The following is a 16876-nucleotide window of genomic DNA, read 5'->3' on the forward strand; positions in this document are numbered from 1 at the left end:
AGTTGCCGCTCGCGCATCACTTCGTGACACGGACGTCCAGCGCCGAACGACCCCATTGTCACTGCTAGTATCTGCGCGGTAACAATGGGCAATCAGCCTCAACGGACCAGCAAAGAACCGAGGGTTCCATGCGCAAGTTTCAGCAGGTCGTGATCGCAGCAGTGGCGGCCGGCGGCCTGTCGGCCATCGGCGCCGGCACCGCCATCGCCGCCACCTCCGACGGAGGGCCGCAGGTCAACGACCTCTACCGCCCCTACCAGGAGTGCAGCCCGCAGACGGTGTCCGAGAACGACATCCCGGTCGCCGTCCTGGGTCTCGCCGACACCATGGACACCACCTGCGGCCAGTACAACAACGCCTTCACCGGCTGAGCTTGACGGCACCATCACGCGCGGCGCTCGGCGGAACCCTGCGAGGTGAGCCCACCCCTAAAGGGTCCCCGTCCTCCGGCCGCCGCCCGAGCGTCGAAGACAGAGCCCCGGCGCGGCCGGCGTCCGGGCACCCTTACCGAGGGAAATCACATCCCATGTTCGACACGAAGAAAATCGTGGCCGTATCGGGGCTGCTCGGCAGCCTCGCTCTGACCTGCGTCGGCGCCGCCCAGGCATACGCCGCAAGCGGTCCGGGGACCTGCACCAGAGATCTCCTGGGCACCCTCACCTGCACGCAGCGGATCACGGGCGAGATCCCCGAAGACGGCGTCATCCCCCACCAGGAGAACTGCCAGAAGGTAGAGCCGCTGACCCTGCCCGCCGCCCTGGGCAACGGCCAGATGCGACTCGGCCCCGAGGTCACCTGCGACCCCGCGACAAGGGGAGTGCCCGAAAAGGCCGACAACCGGCCGGAGTCGCCCGGCCCGTGGGGCTGACCCCGCAGGCCGAGGCCATCCGGTTGACGCTCCACGACGCCGGTACGGCACACGAGGGACGCTCGCGACATGTGGAGTGCAGATCCTGAATAACTACTCAGCGTGCGTATAAGCTCACTTCGAGTAGTCAAGCCGGGCATCGCGTCCGGGTCAGAAAGGGTCAAACATGCGCAAGTTTCAGCGTGCTGCAATCGTAGCGGCGGCGGTCATGGGGCTGTCCACCCTCGGCGCCGGGGTCGGTTTCGCCTACGGCGGCGACGACGCGGGTCCGGGCGTCACCGCCGTGGCCAACTCGTCGGCGAACGCCGTGGCCGTCGGTGGCGGTTACTACGTGCAGCCGCAGGACAAGCACGAGGGCCAGCCGGAGGAGCAGGGCTACGCCGGACCCGAGCAGGAGCAGGGTTACGGCGAGCACGAGGGCGAGTGACGACGTAACGGGGCCCATCCCATCGGCACCACGGTCGCGCGATCCGTTCGACGGTGTGCCGAGTGAGACCCCATGACCAAGTCAGCCCGGACGCGCGGCAAACCAACGGCCCGCGTCCGGGCTGGCGCCATCCCGCCCCTGCGCTCGGCTCGCGACGCGCCCCGGTGCGGGATGACCTGTTCCGACCTCTCGGGCCCGGGCGCACGCCGATCAATGGCACAGGCGCCCGGGCCTCCGTCGTAAAGAAAGGCAACACATGTTCAACCTGCAGAAAATCGCCACCGTCTCGGGGCTCGTCGGCGGTTTGGCCCTGATGTGTGTCGGCGCCGGACACGCCTACGCGGACGCGAATCCGGGTGACTGCAAGACCACCGCACAGGGGGGCACCGTCTGCGTTCACCAGAGCGAGACCCGGATCGACAAGGACGACACCCACACGCTCAGGCAGCAGCAGGACTGCTCGACGGCCGACCGGCCGCGCGTGGTGTTCCCGGAGGACCGGCTGACGGACCGTGGGTCCGCCAGCGTCGGAGAGGTTGTGGACTGCTCCAACAGGGCGGAGCTGCCCAAGGGCTTCAAGAAGCCGCACATCGAGTTCTGAGCAGTGCCGGCGAATGCCGGTCCGGGATGGTTCCCGGACCGGCATTTCCGTTTCGGGGAATCAGTTCGGGAAAGCAGGCCCGCCGGCCAAAAACAAATTCCCGGTACCGTGGCCGTGGCCGCGGTACCGGGAATCGATTACGCTCTACCGGCCGCCGAAGCTGTTGTTGCAGCCCATGGTCGAGCCGAGGTGCGTGGCCTGGGCCCCCGGGTTGCCCTCGCCGTTCAGCAGGTTGCCGCCCAGGCCGTTGGCGATACCGACTTCACCGAGGATGTCGAGGTTCAGGTCGTGCGATGTACAGGTGCTGCGCTGCTTGACGTCGAAGCTGTCGCCGCCCTTGCCCCAGCCCTGGTCGGCGTGGGCAGCGCCGGCGCCCAGGAGCCCGACGCTCCCGAATGCGGCGACGAGGACGGCAGCCATGCGGATTTTGTGCATGTCATCTCCCGTGATGTGAGGGTGGATCCGATCTGTGAACGATCGGCTTGGGTGCGTTTCATGCGGACTGGTACGTCATGCCCCGAGCCGGCGGCGCGCCGAGGTCCCACCATTGCGGCCGCCCGCTGGGCCTGTCGCGGTGCGCAAATGGTCCCGGCACCCTGCCTGATGCTCGGTTGCCGGGACCATTGGTCGTCCTGCGCCTGTCGCGCCGGACAGGACTCTTAGAAGGCGCTGTTGTTGCAGCCCATCGTCGAGCCGATGTTGGTGGCCTGGGCCCCCGGGTTGCCCTCGCCGTTGAGGCCGTTGCCCAGCAGGCCGTTGAGCAGGCCCACCTCGCCGAGGACGTCGAGGTTCAGGTCGTGCGACTTGCACTGCGAGCTCTGCGTGATGCTGAACTTGTCGCCGTGGTCACCGCCCTTGCCGCCACCCTGGCCCGCGTGGGCCGTGCCGCTCACGAGTCCAATGGTGCCGAGCGCGGCGACCAGGACGGCAACGTTGCGAAGCTTGCGCATGTCATCTCCGATGGGATTGGTTGAGTGCGATCCGTGATCGATCGACCCGTCTCAGTTACGGAAGACTAATACGAAGTATCCCAAAACGGACAGCGGCGCGCCGATTTCCCGAGCCGGCGAAAGAATGACCCGGAAAGCCGAATCGGATGCGCCAAGTCCCGACGATCACTGCTCCCCGAAGGTCCGTACCGGGGTCGGGATGCCGGCCGTCCGGAAGGGCTACTGGCGCATGGCGGTCGCGCTGGCGAGGGAGTTCGCCTGACTGTTGGCCTGGGTGCAATCGACGCCGCGCGTCTCGGACGCCGCGAGCAGAGCGACCGGGATGTTCGCGTCGAGCAACGTCTGCGGGCTGCACTCCTGGTAGGGCCGGAACAAGTTGTTCTGGTGTACCGGGGCGCCCTGTTGCGACTGCGGGGCCGGCGGGGAGACCTGCGGGCTGATCTGCGGGTTCAACTGCGGGTTGATCTGCGGGGCGATTTCGGTCCCCCGCTGCGGGGCCGCCTGCCGCGGGGCCGGTGAGCCGTACGTCTGCGCGGTCGCCTGCGACGAGGTGGCCGCGGCCGCCTGGGCGTCCGGCTGGGAAACGGGAGGCGGCGCAGCCCCGTTGTAGGCGGCGGGGGTTGCGGAGCTGGGGCCGGCGCCGACGGCGGAGAGACCACCGGCCGCTGCGACGACGAGCGCGACTTGGTGAAGCTTGCGCATGGAATCCTCGGCCCTTCATTGACCTGTGCACGGAACCTGATGAAATGCTGATGCGGCAGCGAGTTGTCACTGTTCTTGCTGCCTTCTGCCGCGGCGACGATGCATCGCGCTCGGCTCCTGAAGGAACGAAGCGGGAGCGGACTCAGATACGGGCGCCCCGCGGGGGGTCACCCATTTGACCCAAAGGCGCGTGGGACCCCGAGCCACTCGCCGCGGGGCAATCGGGTGACGGCTCTCCAGGACCGTGACCACAGCGAGAAGCCGTCGTTCCAACGGGGAGAGGGGCAGCGGCCGTTCCCCCGAAGAGGGCGAGCAGATTCGCTGTCGGCTCCGACGCGAAGTCCGCGTGCTGCTCAGCATTACCGCTGCTGACCTTTTGGTGCGAGTACCACACACGCCGCACGCGTGACCGCGCTGAATGCAATGTTTCAGGTATCGAAGGGCCGAGGGTTTTATGCGCAAGCTTCACAAGGCCGCGCTCGTTGTAGCGGCGGCCGGCGGTCTGTCCGCCATCGGCGTCGGCGTCGGCCATGCCGACACGCTCGGCGGGCCTGGCAGTCCCACTCCGGCGCCGGCTCCCGAGTATCCAGCTCCCCAGTACGCGCAGCCGGCACCCGCCCCTCAACAGGCCCCGCCACCCCAGTACGCACAGCAAGCACCGCCGCCCCAGTACGCACAGCAGGCACCACCTCCGCAGTACGCACAGTCGGCACCGGCCCCCCAGTACGCGCAGCAGGCACCCGCCCCACAGCAGGCCCCGCCACCCCAGTACACACAGCAAGCCCCGCCACCCCAGTACACACAGCAAGCACCGCCGCCCCAGTACACACAGCAGGCACCACCTCCGCAGTACGCACAGCCGGCACCGGCCCCCCAGTACGCGCAGCCGGCACCGGCCCCTCAGCAAGCCCCGCCGCCCCAGTACGTACAAGCGGCACCGGCGCCACAGCAGCAGACCGGCTATGCCGCAGCCTCGGCCACATCGCAGGGAACGGCACAGGCCTCCGCCACGCCGTACCCGCAGCAGGTCGCTCCCCCGCAGCCGGTCCAGGCCGCTCCCCCGCAGCCGGCGCAGGTGGTTCCGCAGGTCACGCCCCAGGTCATGCCGCAGGTCGCCCCGCAGGTGGCGGTGCCCCAGGCGTTCGGCCCGGAGCCCCCGGCCTACGTCACCCCGCAGGTGAACCCCCAGGTGAACCCGCAGATCAACCCGCTCCTCAATCCGCAGATCACGCCGGGGAGCGTCCCGGAACTGGCCCCGGTCGGTCTCGGGCAGGTCGCGGCGCCACCCGTCGGCCAGCTGGGGCTTCCCCGGCTCGGCTGACGCCTGACTGACTTCATCCGAAAACCCGACTCGATCTGAGGCAGATCGCGTTCCCTCAACCAACGGAGAACCAATGGGCAAGTTCCACAAGGCAGTCCTCGTGGGCGCCATCCTCGGCAGTGTCGGCTCCTTCGGCGCGAACACCGCCTTCGCGCACGGTGAGCCGGGCCACGACTTCGACGTCACGCAGGGCATCGAGTGCCGCTCGCACGACATGAACATCGAGGTGATCGGAAGCATCGGCGCCATCACCGGTCTGGCGGGCAACCTGCTGAACGGTGAAGGCAACCCCGGCGCGCAGCAGAGCCACCTCGGTTCGGACATGGGCTGCAACAGCCAGGCGTTCTGAGGGCCTCGCCGCCCTCGGCTCGGGCACGCACAGATCGTTCCGTCGAGACCACGTCTCATGCCATCGCGTGTGGCGTGGCCTCGTGGTCTGTGCGTGCCCTTCACGCGACGCGTTGTGGCCGGCCGACGCCTCGGCAACCACAACGCGTCGCCGCGTGGGCCGATCCGTGCGGTGGAACGTGTCAGGGCCCCGGGAGGTCTGTACGAGACTCCCGGGGCCCTGGCCGAAGGGAACGCACCCCTACAACGACACCGCACGCCTGAAGTCACGCCCGTTCTCAGGGTCCGGCACCTCGCCTCGCCCGGTGACCGGTCGGCCCAGGGGACGGCAGACGCTCCGTGAGGGCCGCGTGAGCGCACGCGGCCCTCGGTTCCTACTGCCGGGCCGGCGTACTGTCGCCTGTCCGGCACCGCGGGCCCGGGAAGGCGCACAGTGGGCCCGCGGCACGTGTCCGGACCGGGGCACGACCCGGGGAGCAGGGAACCGCTTCAGCGGGCGTGGCCCCCGCCGAAGCGGCGGTACAGGATTCCGCCCGTGATGATGAGCGCGGCGCTGCCCGCAAGGGCGGGGGCCGTGAGGTCCGCCCCGGTGTGGGCCAGCGAGGACGCCACGGGGCGCGGGGCGGGGTGGGACCGGACGGGAACCGGAGGCGTGGCAGCCCGGGGCCTCGGGACCGGGGCGTGCCGGACCGGGGAGTGCGGGGGCTGGATCGGGTGGTCGCCGGATTCGTTGGCCGAGTGGTTGCCGAAGACCGGGTTGCCCACGCCGACCACGTTGACGCTGTTCCCGGAGAAGTTCACCGGCACGTCGACCGGCAGCTGGAGGTCGTTGCCCGACAGCAGCCCGGGCGAGTCCGCGGTGCCGCCGTGCGCCGACGCCCCGCCCGACGCGGCCGATCCGCCGCCGACGGCCTTCGCCGCGCCGCTGGTCCCGGCACCATGGACCTTCGCCGTACCGCTCTTCCCGCCACCGGCGGCCTTCGTCGCGCCACCGTTCACACAGGTGTTGCCCGCGGCCGGATTGAGCAGTCCCACCACGTCAGCGGTGTTGCCGCAGATGTTCACCGGCACGTGCACCGGGACCTGGACGGTGTTACCGGAGAGCACCCCGGGCGAGCCGGCCGCCACTGCGTCGGCACCGGCCCCGTCGGCCGCGAAGGCGGCGGACACCGGGAACGCCACGACCATCGCGCCGGACGCGGCTGCGACGGCGAACACACCGTTTCGGGTAGTCCGTCTCATTGGTTTCCTGCCTTCCTGACATCATCGCGGGCACTTACCCGCACCCCCATAAAACGGACGGGCCCCGTGTGGAGTTATGGCGTGCCGCCCTCCAGTTGCTCCCGGGGCGGGAAATCGCCCTCCCCCCGCAAGCGGATCGCGCGTTGCTCGATACCCCCTAGGGGTATAGTCTGGGAGAGCGTGGACATCCCCAGGAACAACACCGACCCCGAACACCTCGACGAGGAGTAACGACATGACCGCCCACACCGACACCCCGGGCTCCGTCACCACCGTCTACAAGGTGACCGGCATGAGCTGTGGCCACTGCGAGGGCGCCGTCTCCGGCGAGATCTCCCAGCTCCCGGGCGTCAGCTCGGTCAAGGCCGTGGCGTCGACCGGCGAGGTGACCGTCGTCTCCGCGGCCCCGCTGGACGAGGAGGCCGTGCGCGCCGCCGTCGACGAAGCCGGCTTCGGGCTGGCCGGCCAGGCCTGAGGAAAACCCTCCGTTTCCCCGACCGGGCCGCACCGACCAGCTCATACTGGCTCCGTACGGCCCGGTCCGATGTCTGGAGTCCGGACATGACCAGCACCACCGCAGAGACAGCCGCCGCCACCGGCGCGACCGCCGAGGTCGAGCTGCTCATCGGGGGCATGACCTGCGCCTCCTGCGCCGCCCGGGTCGAGAAGAAGCTCAACCGGATGGACGGCGTCAGCGCCACCGTCAACTACGCCACCGAGAAGGCCAGGGTCACCTACGCCCCGAGCGTCCAGGTCGCCGACCTGATCGCCACCGTGGAGAAGACCGGCTACACCGCCGAGCAGCCCCCGCCGCCGGAGCCCGAGACCGAGACCGCGCCGGCCGCCCCCGAACGGGACGCCGAAGCCGGCGCCCTCCGGCACCGCCTGCTCGTCTCCGCGCTGCTCGCCGCGCCCGTCGTCCTGCTCGCCATGATCCCGGCGCTCCAGTTCGACAACTGGCAGTGGCTCTCGCTCACCCTCGCCGCGCCGGTCGTCGTCTGGGGCGGCTGGCCCTTCCACCGGGCCGCCTGGACCAACCTGCGGCACGGCGCCGCCACCATGGACACCCTCGTCTCGGTCGGCACGCTCGCCGCGTTCGGCTGGTCGCTGTGGGCGCTGTTCCTCGGCGACGCCGGCATGCCCGGCATGCACGACGAGTTCCGCCTCACCGTCTCCCGCATGGACGGCGCCTCCACCATCTACCTGGAGGTGGCCGCCGGGGTCGTCGCGCTGATCCTGCTCGGCCGCTACCTGGAGGCCCGCTCCAAGCGCCGTGCGGGCGCCGCCCTGCGGTCCCTGATGGAGCTGGGCGCCAAGGACGTGGCGGTGCTGCGGGAGGGCCGCGAGGTACGGGTCCCGGTGGCGTCCCTGGCCGTCGGCGACCGGTTCGTCGTACGGCCCGGCGAGAAGATCGCCACCGACGGCACGGTCGTGGAGGGCCTCTCCGCCGTGGACGCGTCCATGCTGACCGGCGAGTCGGTGCCGGTGGACGTCGGTCCCGGCGACCGGGTCACCGGCGCCACCGTGAACGCGGGCGGCCGGCTGGTCGTCGAGGCCGCCCGGGTCGGCGCGGACACCCAGCTCGCCCGGATGGCGAAGCTCGTGGAGGACGCGCAGAACGGCAAAGCCGAGGTGCAGCGGCTCGCCGACCGGATCTCCGCCGTCTTCGTGCCCGTCGTCGTCCTCGTCGCGCTCGGCACCTTCGGCGTCTGGCTCGGCGTCACCGGCGACACGGCCGCCGCGTTCACGGCCGCCGTCGCCGTGCTGATCATCGCCTGCCCGTGCGCGCTGGGCCTCGCCACGCCGACCGCGCTGATGGTCGGCACCGGCCGCGGCGCCCAGCTCGGCATCCTGATCAAGGGCCCCGAGGTGCTGGAGTCCACGCGCCGCGTGGACACGGTCGTCCTCGACAAGACCGGCACGGTCACCACCGGCCGGATGACCCTGCAGGCGGTGTACGCCGCCGAGGGCGAGGACGAGAAGGAGCTGCTGCGGCTCGCGGGGGCCCTGGAGCACGCCTCCGAGCACCCCGTGGCCCGCGCGATCGCCGCCGGGGCCGAGGAACGCGCCGGGACGCTGCCGGCCGTCGAGCACTTCGAGAACGTGCCCGGGCGGGGCGTACGCGGGCGCGTGGACGGCCGTGAGGTGGCCGTGGGCCGCCTGTACGGCGAGCTGCCGCAGGAGGTGGCGCGCGCGGCCCGCGAGGCCGAGCAGGAGGGCCGTACGGCCGTCGTGGCCGGCTGGGACGGGCGGGCCCGCGGGGTCCTCGCCGTCGCCGACGCGGTCACGGAGACCAGCGCCGAGGCGGTCCGCGAACTGCGCGCGCTGGGGCTCACGCCGGTGCTGCTCACCGGGGACAACCGGACCGTCGCCGAGGCCGTGGCCCGGCAGGTCGGCATCGACGCGGCGCAGGTGTACGCCGAGGTGCTGCCCGAGGACAAGGTGGACGTCGTACGACGGCTGCAGCGTGCGGGGCGGTCGGTGGCGATGGTCGGCGACGGCGTGAACGACGCCGCCGCGCTCGCCACCGCGGACCTGGGCCTGGCCATGGGCACGGGCACGGACGCGGCGATCGAGGCCGGCGATCTGACGCTGGTGCGCGGGGACCTGCGGGTGGCCGCGGACGCGATCCGGCTGTCCCGGCGGACGCTGGCCACCATCAAGGGCAACCTGGTGTGGGCCTTCGGCTACAACGTCGCGGCATTGCCGCTGGCCGCCGCGGGGCTGCTCAACCCGATGATCGCGGGGGCGGCCATGGCCTTCTCCTCGGTGTTCGTGGTGACCAACAGCCTGCGGCTGCGGGCCTTCCGGTGAATCGGCAACCGCGGTGACCGATCTCCCGGTCCCCCTGGAGTCCGGCGCGCGCCTCACATAAGCTCTTCACAAGGCTCGCGCATCATCCTTACGCTTGGGTCCCGATCGGCGTATCGGGGCTCTTGCGCACCTAAAGGACATATGCAAGAGACGCAGATCACAGTGATGCGAACGTAACCATCGAAGGGGTTCGAAGGTCTAAGTTGGCGATGTCAGACCAGCGTCTTGGGGGGCGCTGACTGGCATCTGGGGATGTCTTGGGGGACTTCCTCAGAGATGCGTTGCCGGGGCACGTACACCGGGAAGCTTTGAGCGGCCCTCCCAGCGTGCTTGTCCCGGCAGATCGCACCGCATCACTGGAGTACGGCGAGTTTTGCTCGTTGTGCTCAATCGACAGCGATTCAGGCGCTGTCCTCTCCGAGCGCCCGGCCGGATCCCGTGGGGGGAATCCGCACCGGGACATGGGAAGGCGCCCTGGACGTCGGCCCGTGGGGGGACCGGCGTCTCAGGGCGCCTTCCGCTTTTTCCGTCGTCACGGCCGGCCGAGGGGCGCGGGGAACCGCGCGACCGGCCACCAGCCGACCCGCAGCCGCCCGCACCCGTCAGCGGCCCGCTCCCGGGCGCGCACCCGACCGGGAGCACCTGCTCCGGTGTGGGGCGCCGCCGAGTGCGGCCCCCTCACCGGCAGGTGTCAGCGCTCCTCGACCGGAACGAAGTCGCGCAGCTCCACGCCCGTGTAGATCTGGCGGGGGCGGCCGATACGGGAACCGGGCTCCTTGATCATCTCGGTCCACTGGGCGATCCAGCCGGGGAGCCGGCCGAGGGCGAACAGGACCGTGAACATCTCGGTCGGGAAGCCCATGGCGCGGTAGATCAGGCCGGTGTAGAAGTCGACGTTCGGGTACAGCTTGCGCTCGACGAAGTAGTCGTCGGAGAGCGCGTGCTCCTCCAGCTTCAGGGCGATGTCGAGGAGCTCGTCCGACTTGCCCAGCGCGGAGAGCACATCGTGCGCGGCGGCCTTGATGATCTTGGCGCGCGGGTCGAAGTTCTTGTAGACCCGGTGGCCGAAGCCCATCAGCCGGACGCCGTCCTCCTTGTTCTTCACCTTGCGGATGAAGGTGTCGACGTCGGAACCGGAGTCGCGGATGCCTTCGAGCATCTCCAGCACGGACTGGTTGGCACCGCCGTGCAGCGGGCCCCACAGCGCGTTGATGCCGGCCGAGATGGAGGCGAACATGTTGGCCTGCGAGGAACCGACCAGGCGGACCGTGGAGGTCGAACAGTTCTGCTCGTGGTCGGCGTGCAGGATCAGCAGCTTGTCCAGCGCGGCGACGACGACCGGGTCCAGCTCGAACTCGTCGGCCGGCACCGAGAAGGTCATGCGCAGGAAGTTCTCGACGTAACCGAGGTCGTTGCGCGGGTAGACGAACGGGTGACCGATCGACTTCTTGTACGCGTACGCGGCGATCGTCGGAAGCTTCGCGAGCAGCCGGATCGTGGAGAGGTCGCGCTGCTTCTCGTCGAACGGGTTGTGGCTGTCCTGGTAGAAGGTCGACAGCGCCGAGACGACCGAGGACAGCATCGCCATCGGGTGGGCGTCACGCGGGAAGCCCTTGTAGAAGTTCTTGACGTCCTCGTGCAGCAGGGTGTGCCGCGTGATGTCGTTCTTGAACGTCGAGAGCTCGTCGACGGTCGGCAGCTCGCCGTTGATCAGCAGGTACGCCACCTCAAGGAAGGTGGAGCGCTCGGCCAGCTGCTCGATGGGGTAGCCGCGGTAGCGGAGGATGCCCGCCTCGCCGTCGAGGTAGGTGACCGCGGATTTATAGGCGGCCGTGTTGCCGTACCCGCTGTCCAGGGTCACCAGACCGGTCTGGGCGCGGAGCTTCCCGATGTCGAAGCCCTTGTCGCCGACGGTGCTGTCGACCACCGGGTAGGTGTACTCGCCGTCGCCGTACCGCAGTACTACAGAGTTGTCGCTCACGTCTTCCCTCACCGACGTAGTGCCTCATCTTCGAGGTGCCCTGACTGTCTCTACCATCCCCCATTTGGCTCAGGAGAGTGCACTCGGGGTCGACCATTGGGCCTATCGACGGCACTCAGTGCCGCCAACCTGCTCATCCTGCCCCCTCCGAGGGGCATCTGGAAGTGCTCTGTGACCTTCATGACTCATTTGATCGATCATTTTTCGTACAGCCTGAAGTCGAGGGCCGTACAGCGCCGTCCGGCCGACACCGTGCGCACCGCCTGCCCGATCGCCCTGCGGGAACCGACGAGGACGACCAGCCGGCGGGCCCGGGTCACCGCCGTGTACAGCAGGTTCCGCTGGAGCATCATCCATGCTCCCGTGGTGACGGGGATCACCACCGCGGGATATTCACTGCCCTGCGAGCGGTGAATGGTCACCGCGTAGGCGTGCGCCAGTTCGTCCAGTTCGTCGAATTCATACGGAACCTCCTCGTCCTCGTCCGTCAGCACGGTCAGGCGCTGGTCGACCGGATCGAGCGAGGTGACGACGCCCACGGTGCCGTTGAAGACACCGTTCTTCCCTTTCTCGTAATTGTTACGGATCTGGGTGACCTTGTCGCCGACGCGGAAGACCCGGCCGCCGAACCGCTTCTCCGGTACGTCGGGCCGCCCGGGCGTGATGGCCTGCTGGAGCAGCCCGTTGAGCGCGCCCGCCCCGGCCGGCCCCCGGTGCATCGGCGCCAGCACCTGCACGTCCCGGCGCGGGTCCAGCCCGAACTTGGCCGGGATCCGCCGCGCGGCCACGTCCACGGTGAGCCGGCCGGCCGCCTCAGTGTCGTCCTCGACGAAGAGGAAGAAGTCCTTCAGCCCCTCGGTGAGCGGATGCTGTCCCGCGTTGATCCGGTGCGCGTTGGTGACGACACCGGACTGCTGGGCCTGCCGGAAGACCCGGGTGAGCCGGACGGCCGGAACGGGACTGCCGGCGGCGAGGAGGTCCCGCAGGACCTCACCGGCACCGACGCTCGGCAACTGGTCCACGTCCCCGACGAAGAGCAGGTGTGCCCCCGGTGGCACGGCCTTCACCAGCTTGTTGGCGAGCAGCAGGTCCAGCATCGACGCCTCGTCCACGACCACCAGGTCGGCGTCCAGCGGCCGGTCCCGGTCATAGGCCGCGTCGCCGCCCGGCCTGAGCTCCAGCAGCCGGTGCACGGTGGAGGCCTCCGCGCCGGTCAGCTCCGCCAGCCGCTTGGCCGCCCGGCCGGTCGGAGCGGCCAGCACCACCTTGGCCCGCCGGGCCCGGGCCAGCTCCACGATCGAACGCACGGTGAACGACTTGCCGCACCCCGGCCCACCGGTGAGGACGGCGACCTTCTCGGTCAGCGCGAGCCGCACGGCCGCCTCCTGCTCGGGCGCGAGGTCGACCCCGGTGCGCGACTTCAGCCAGCCGAGCGCCTTGCCCCAGTCCACGTCCCGGAAGCCCGGCATCCGGTCCTGGTCCGTGCGCAGCAGCCTCAGCAGCTGGGCGGACAGGGACAGTTCGGCCCGGTGGAAGGGCACGAGGAAGACGGCGCTGACGGGCTCCTCCCCGCCGTCCGGCCCGGGCACCTTCTCCCGTACGACCCCCGGGTCGGCGCCCTCCTCCGGCGCCCGGCCCAGTTCGGCGAGGCACTCGATGACCAGCCCGGTGTCGACCTGGAGCAGCTTGACCGCATCGGCGATCAGCCGCTCCTCCGGGAGATAGCAGTGCCCCTGGTCGGCGGACTGCGACAGCGCGTACTGCAGGCCGGCCTTCACCCGCTCCGGACTGTCGTGCGGGATGCCGACCGACTGGGCGATCTTGTCGGCGGTCAGGAAGCCGATGCCCCAGACGTCGGCGGCCAGCCGGTACGGCTGCTCCTTGACGACCGAGATCGACTCGTCGCCGTACTTCTTGTAGATCCGCACGGCGATGGACGTGGACACCTCGACGGTCTGCAGGAAGAGCATGACCTCCTTGATCGCCTTCTGCTCCTCCCAGGCGTCGGCGATCTTCTTCGTCCGCTTCGGTCCGAGCCCCGGCACCTCGATCAGCCGCTTCGGCTCCTCCTCGATGATCCGCAGCGTGTCCAGCCCGAAGTGCTGCGTGATCCGGTCGGCGAAGACCGGCCCGATCCCCTTGACCAGCCCGGAGCCCAGATAGCGCCGGATGCCCTGGACGGTGGCCGGCAGCACGGTCGTGTAGTTCTCGACGTGGAACTGCTTGCCGTACTGCGGGTGCGAGCCCCAGCGGCCCTCCATCCGCAGGGACTCCCCCACCTGCGCACCGAGCAGCGCGCCGACCACGGTGAGCAGGTCGCCGGCGCCTCTCCCGGTGTCGACCCGGGCCACCGTGTAGCCGTTCTCCTCGTTGACGTACGTGACCCGCTCCAGCACACCTTCGACCACGGCAAGCCGCCGCTCACCGGTCTGGGTCCCCGCCTCTTGAGCCATGATCCGACGGTACCGGTGGGGTGTGACACCGGGACGGGACGGTCGGGCCACGAGCCTCAGTTGACGACGCTCCAGGCCTGGTTCTTACCGCCGACGCAGTCCCACTGCTGGACGATCACCCCGTGCTCCGGCTCCTGCAGGGACGGCTGGTCGGCGTCCAGGCACTTGTCGCTGAACAGGGAGCGGATCTGCCAGCGGTTGTCGGGGCGCCGCTCCAGGTACCACTTCTGGTTCGCGCCGCCGTGGCAGGACCACTGGATGATCCTGGCGCCGTTGTTCCTGTCCCACCCGGAGACGTCCAGGCACTTTCCGCTGTGCGTGGCCACGAGCTCGAAGACGTTCTGGTAGGCGAGGCCATCGCCGGCGCGCCGGAAGTAGAAGCGCTGGTTGGCGCCGCCCCAGTAGTCCCAGACCACGGTGCCGGTGCCGTCCTGGGTGCTGCCCTGCCACACGTCCACGTACAGCACCTGCTTGCCGTTGCGCGCCGTCGTGTACGAGCTGCGGATCTTGTACTCGTGGCCGGCGTCCGTGAACGGGAAGGGAACGTAGCCGTCCGGGTACACCCGGTCCCAGGTGGCCTCCCAGTGCATCGCGGCCTGCTCGTCGGCCTTGCGGGCGGCGTCCCGCGCGGCCTCGGTCACGCACACCTCGTCACCCGGTACGGCCTTCCGCGCGACGAGGCCGAACCGGCACCGGCCGTTGTCGTCGGTGTTCCCGGAGTTCGCCCGGTTCTCGTTCCAGGTCTGGGTGCGGACGTCCGGGGTCACACAGACGTGGTCCTCCGGGTGCGACTCCCGCCAGACATAACCCTGCTTGCAGGTGTCGGGGCCGAACGGGCCGGCCTTCGCGACTGACGCCGGGGGCGACTCCGGGGCCGGGGCCGCGCTCGCCGGGACGGCGCCCGGTGCGGTGCCCGCGAGGACTCCGGCCAGCAGGAGGGCGAATCCGGTGACCGGGCGCGGGCGTTTGAACGTTCGACTTCTTCCAGATGTTTCTGACATGGGGGTGTCCCCTGCGACGAATGGGCTGCGACATTTTGAAGCACCCCGAGCCCCCTCCTTCATCGTGCACCCGGGGGGCCGTGCCTCGCACGGTCAGGGGCGGCAATGTCGCGTCTTCAGGGCTTCGAGGAAGCCGGCGAAGGCGGGGGCGGGGAAGGTGACGGCGATGCGGTCGGGGGCTTTTGAGCCGCGGACGGCTGTGTGGGTGGGGGAGGTGGCGACTGTGTGGGTGGGGGAGGTGGCGACTGTGGGGGTGGGGGAGGTGGCGACTTCTGCGCATTCGTTGCCGTCGCCTGCACTGGAGTAGGACGATTTCCGCCGGTCGAGGTGGCCCATGGGCTGCCTCACAGCTCCTTCGCCAGCGTGTGGATGAAATCGGGCGACCGATCGGGCTCAAGCGATACGGCCTCCACCTTACGGAAGCGCGTTCATGTTGAGCTGGGCCTCCGAGTCGATGAAGACAGAACCGTGAGGCGCGTCCCGTGCCACGGTGTCCAGCTTGGGCAGGGGGCCGCCGACATACGTCATGGTGCTGGAAGCCCTGGCGAAGCCGTCCCGGTCGCAGGGGATGACGCGCACGGTGATGTGGTCTGCTTAGGAAAGCTCGACGAGCCGGATGAGCTGGGCGCTTGAGGCGGCGCGGTCACTGACCCTGATGCGGAGTGCCGCCTCATGGATCACCGCTTCGTACGGGATGGTGAACTCCTGGCGTGCCTTGCGGCGCCGGATGCGCAACTCAAGCTCCTCGGGCGTCGGTTCCGGCAGCCTGGACGAGAACACGGCGCGAGCGTAATCCTCGGTTCTGCAACAGACCGGCACGTACAGGATGGCCACGTGCCGGAGAAACCGCGCGTGGCACTCCAGCTCGGAGAGGTCCAGGAAGGGTGTCGGCAGCAGGCCTCGATACTCCTCCCACCAGCCGCGCGTTCTGTCCGTGGCCATTTCGACCAACGCGTTGACGAACTCCCCGTCGGTACAGGCGTAATGGGATGCGAGCCGGCGCCGCCGACCCTCGCTCACCCCGATGAGCCCCGATTCGATGTGACTGATCCGGGCCCTGTTCACCACCCTGCGCGTGATCCTGACCCTGCACGGGCCGGCGGGCTTGGTGGAGACGGCGGAACTCCTCGCGACCGAGCTGGTGTCGAACGCCGTACGGCACACCAAGGGGCCGGCCGCACTGCGGGTGCGGCGCTCCCGGGAGGGGGTGGTGTGGATCGGGGCGTGGGACACGGACCCCGCGTCGCCGGAGCCGCCGGAGCCGCCGGTGCCGTTGGGGCAGGTGCTGGAGTCGGAGGACGGGCGGGGGCTCGGCCTGGTGACGGCTTGCGCGCAGGACTGGGGCCGGCAGCCCTCGGCGTGGTTCGGGGACCGGGAAAAGTACGTGTGGTGCGAACTTGCGGCGGCGTAGCTCGTTGATCACGGTGATGGGAAGGAGAGCTGATGGTCGGTTCGTCGCATGAGGCGTTGCACCGGATCTTCCAGAAGGATCCGACGCTGCTGACGAAGGCGTTACAGAAGGTGTTGCACGTGCCGTTTCCTGAGCCGAGGGAGATCGCGGCGCTGAACGTGGACCTCACGGAGATCGAGCCGGTCGAGCGTCGGGTGGACACGTTGTTGCGGGCGGAGACGGACGAGGGTACGTATCTGCTGGTGGTGGAGTCGCAGGGCAAGGTGGACGACCGCAAGCGGGGCAGCTGGCCGTACTACCTGTCGTACCTGTACGAGAAGTACCGGTGGGAGCCGGTGCTGATCGTGATCACGCAGAGCAGTGCCACGGCGACGTGGGCCTCGCGTCCGATCCGGCTCGGTTTCCCGGGGTGGGAGTCGCTGACGGTGCGTCCGCTGGTGCTGGGGCCGGACAACGTGCCGGTGATCGCGGACGAGCGGCAGGCCGAGCGGGACGTCCCCCTTGCGGTGCTGTCGGCGATGACACACGGGCGTGGGCCGCAGGCTCCGGCCATACTGGAATCCCTGGCCGCCGCGTTGCGGACCATCGACCCCGACAGTGCCGCAGTCTTCGTGCAGTTCGTCGACTCCTGCCTGGCCGACCCCCAGGCGAAGCAGACGTGGAGGGAATTGATGACGGCGATCCAGTACTTCTGGCGACACCCGCTGGCCGAGCAGGTACGGGAAGAAGGGCGGGAGCAGGGCTTGGAGCAGGGTCT

At 69.6% G+C, this 16876-nt stretch carries 17 protein-coding genes and 2 pseudogenes; 10 read left to right on the forward strand and 9 right to left on the reverse strand.

The genetic code is table 11. From position 1 onward, the window contains the following. The first annotated feature begins 128 nt into the window (after window positions 1-128). The 4 genes from IG05_RS0122750 (at window position 129) to IG05_RS0122765 (ending at window position 1896) form a co-directional block, all read left to right on the forward strand. Entirely contained in the window at window positions 129-371 is a 243-nt protein-coding gene (locus tag IG05_RS0122750) for a hypothetical protein (protein WP_030345289.1), read from the forward strand. 155 nt (window positions 372-526) lie between these two features. Beyond that, entirely contained in the window at window positions 527-868 is a 342-nt protein-coding gene (locus tag IG05_RS0122755; RefSeq protein ID WP_037814451.1) for a hypothetical protein, read from the forward strand. Window positions 869-1076: 208 nt separating this feature from the next. Beyond that, the gene (locus IG05_RS0122760; protein ID WP_030345292.1) at window positions 1077-1295 is read left to right on the forward strand and encodes a hypothetical protein; all 219 of its coding nucleotides are present in this window, start codon (window positions 1077-1079) and stop codon (window positions 1293-1295) included. Between the two features lie 256 nt (window positions 1296-1551). After that, entirely contained in the window at window positions 1552-1896 is a 345-nt protein-coding gene (locus IG05_RS0122765; protein ID WP_030345295.1) for a hypothetical protein, read from the forward strand. A gap of 144 nt (window positions 1897-2040) precedes the next feature. On the opposite strand, the gene IG05_RS0122770 is transcribed toward IG05_RS0122765, so the two are convergent. The 3 genes from IG05_RS0122770 to IG05_RS0122780 form a co-directional block, all read right to left on the reverse strand. Further along, window positions 2041-2331 (reverse strand): hypothetical protein, encoded by a 291-nt coding sequence (locus tag IG05_RS0122770; protein ID WP_030345297.1) that lies wholly within the window; start codon window positions 2329-2331, stop codon window positions 2041-2043. Between the two features lie 224 nt (window positions 2332-2555). Beyond that, window positions 2556-2846: a hypothetical protein gene (locus IG05_RS0122775; RefSeq protein ID WP_030345299.1), complete on the reverse strand. Its 291-nt coding sequence runs from the start codon at window positions 2844-2846 to the stop codon at window positions 2556-2558. A gap of 219 nt (window positions 2847-3065) precedes the next feature. Next, window positions 3066-3548, reverse strand: coding sequence for a hypothetical protein (locus IG05_RS0122780; RefSeq protein WP_030345300.1), 483 nt, complete (start codon window positions 3546-3548; stop codon window positions 3066-3068). A gap of 1102 nt (window positions 3549-4650) precedes the next feature. Between IG05_RS0122780 and IG05_RS49415 the strand changes: the two genes are divergently transcribed. Both IG05_RS49415 and IG05_RS0122790 read left to right on the forward strand, forming a co-directional pair. Then, on the forward strand, window positions 4651-4869 hold the full coding sequence (locus tag IG05_RS49415; RefSeq protein WP_078894384.1) for a hypothetical protein: 219 nt from the start codon (window positions 4651-4653) through the stop codon (window positions 4867-4869). 73 nt (window positions 4870-4942) lie between these two features. Continuing rightward, window positions 4943-5218, forward strand: coding sequence for a hypothetical protein (locus IG05_RS0122790; protein ID WP_030345302.1), 276 nt, complete (start codon window positions 4943-4945; stop codon window positions 5216-5218). 488 nt (window positions 5219-5706) lie between these two features. Here IG05_RS0122790 and IG05_RS50300 read toward each other — a convergent pair whose 3' ends face one another. Next, window positions 5707-6435, reverse strand: a complete 729-nt coding sequence (locus IG05_RS50300; RefSeq protein ID WP_030345303.1) for a chaplin — start codon at window positions 6433-6435, stop codon at window positions 5707-5709. A gap of 259 nt (window positions 6436-6694) precedes the next feature. Between IG05_RS50300 and IG05_RS0122805 the strand changes: the two genes are divergently transcribed. Next, a complete protein-coding gene (locus tag IG05_RS0122805; RefSeq protein ID WP_030345304.1) occupies window positions 6695-6934 on the forward strand; it encodes a heavy-metal-associated domain-containing protein in 240 nt (79 codons plus the stop codon). Between the two features lie 86 nt (window positions 6935-7020). Next, complete coding sequence (locus IG05_RS0122810) at window positions 7021-9273, forward strand: heavy metal translocating P-type ATPase (RefSeq protein WP_030345306.1); 2253 nt, start codon at window positions 7021-7023, stop codon at window positions 9271-9273. 691 nt (window positions 9274-9964) lie between these two features. Here IG05_RS0122810 and IG05_RS0122815 read toward each other — a convergent pair. The 5 genes and pseudogenes from IG05_RS0122815 to IG05_RS42460 all read right to left on the reverse strand — a co-directional run bounded on the left by IG05_RS0122815 (window position 9965) and on the right by IG05_RS42460 (window position 15773). After that, complete coding sequence (locus tag IG05_RS0122815; protein WP_030345307.1) at window positions 9965-11254, reverse strand: citrate synthase; 1290 nt, start codon at window positions 11252-11254, stop codon at window positions 9965-9967. A 197-nt stretch (window positions 11255-11451) separates the two neighbouring features. Beyond that, complete coding sequence (locus IG05_RS0122820; protein WP_030345309.1) at window positions 11452-13707, reverse strand: ATP-dependent RecD-like DNA helicase; 2256 nt, start codon at window positions 13705-13707, stop codon at window positions 11452-11454. Between the two features lie 56 nt (window positions 13708-13763). Beyond that, window positions 13764-14708: an RICIN domain-containing protein gene (locus tag IG05_RS49420; protein ID WP_234335963.1), complete on the reverse strand. Its 945-nt coding sequence runs from the start codon at window positions 14706-14708 to the stop codon at window positions 13764-13766. Window positions 14709-14801: 93 nt separating this feature from the next. Then, window positions 14802-15044, reverse strand: a complete 243-nt coding sequence (locus tag IG05_RS45560) for a DUF397 domain-containing protein (RefSeq protein WP_078894394.1) — start codon at window positions 15042-15044, stop codon at window positions 14802-14804. 8 nt (window positions 15045-15052) lie between these two features. Next, a pseudogene (locus IG05_RS42460) lies at window positions 15053-15773 on the reverse strand (DUF5753 domain-containing protein). Window position 15774: 1 nt separating this feature from the next. Between IG05_RS42460 and IG05_RS0122840 the strand changes: the two are divergent. Next, window positions 15775-16119 (forward strand): annotated as a pseudogene (locus tag IG05_RS0122840) (ATP-binding protein); the annotation flags it as partial. Window positions 16120-16151: 32 nt separating this feature from the next. After that, window positions 16152-16876 (forward strand): hypothetical protein (locus IG05_RS0122845; RefSeq protein ID WP_030345314.1); only part of this gene is annotated, 725 nt, incomplete at its 3' end.

Origin of the sequence: Streptomyces sp. NRRL S-1022 (assembly GCF_000720135.1) — a bacterium.
In the GTDB taxonomy this organism is placed as follows: Bacteria; Actinomycetota; Actinomycetes; order Streptomycetales; family Streptomycetaceae; genus Streptomyces.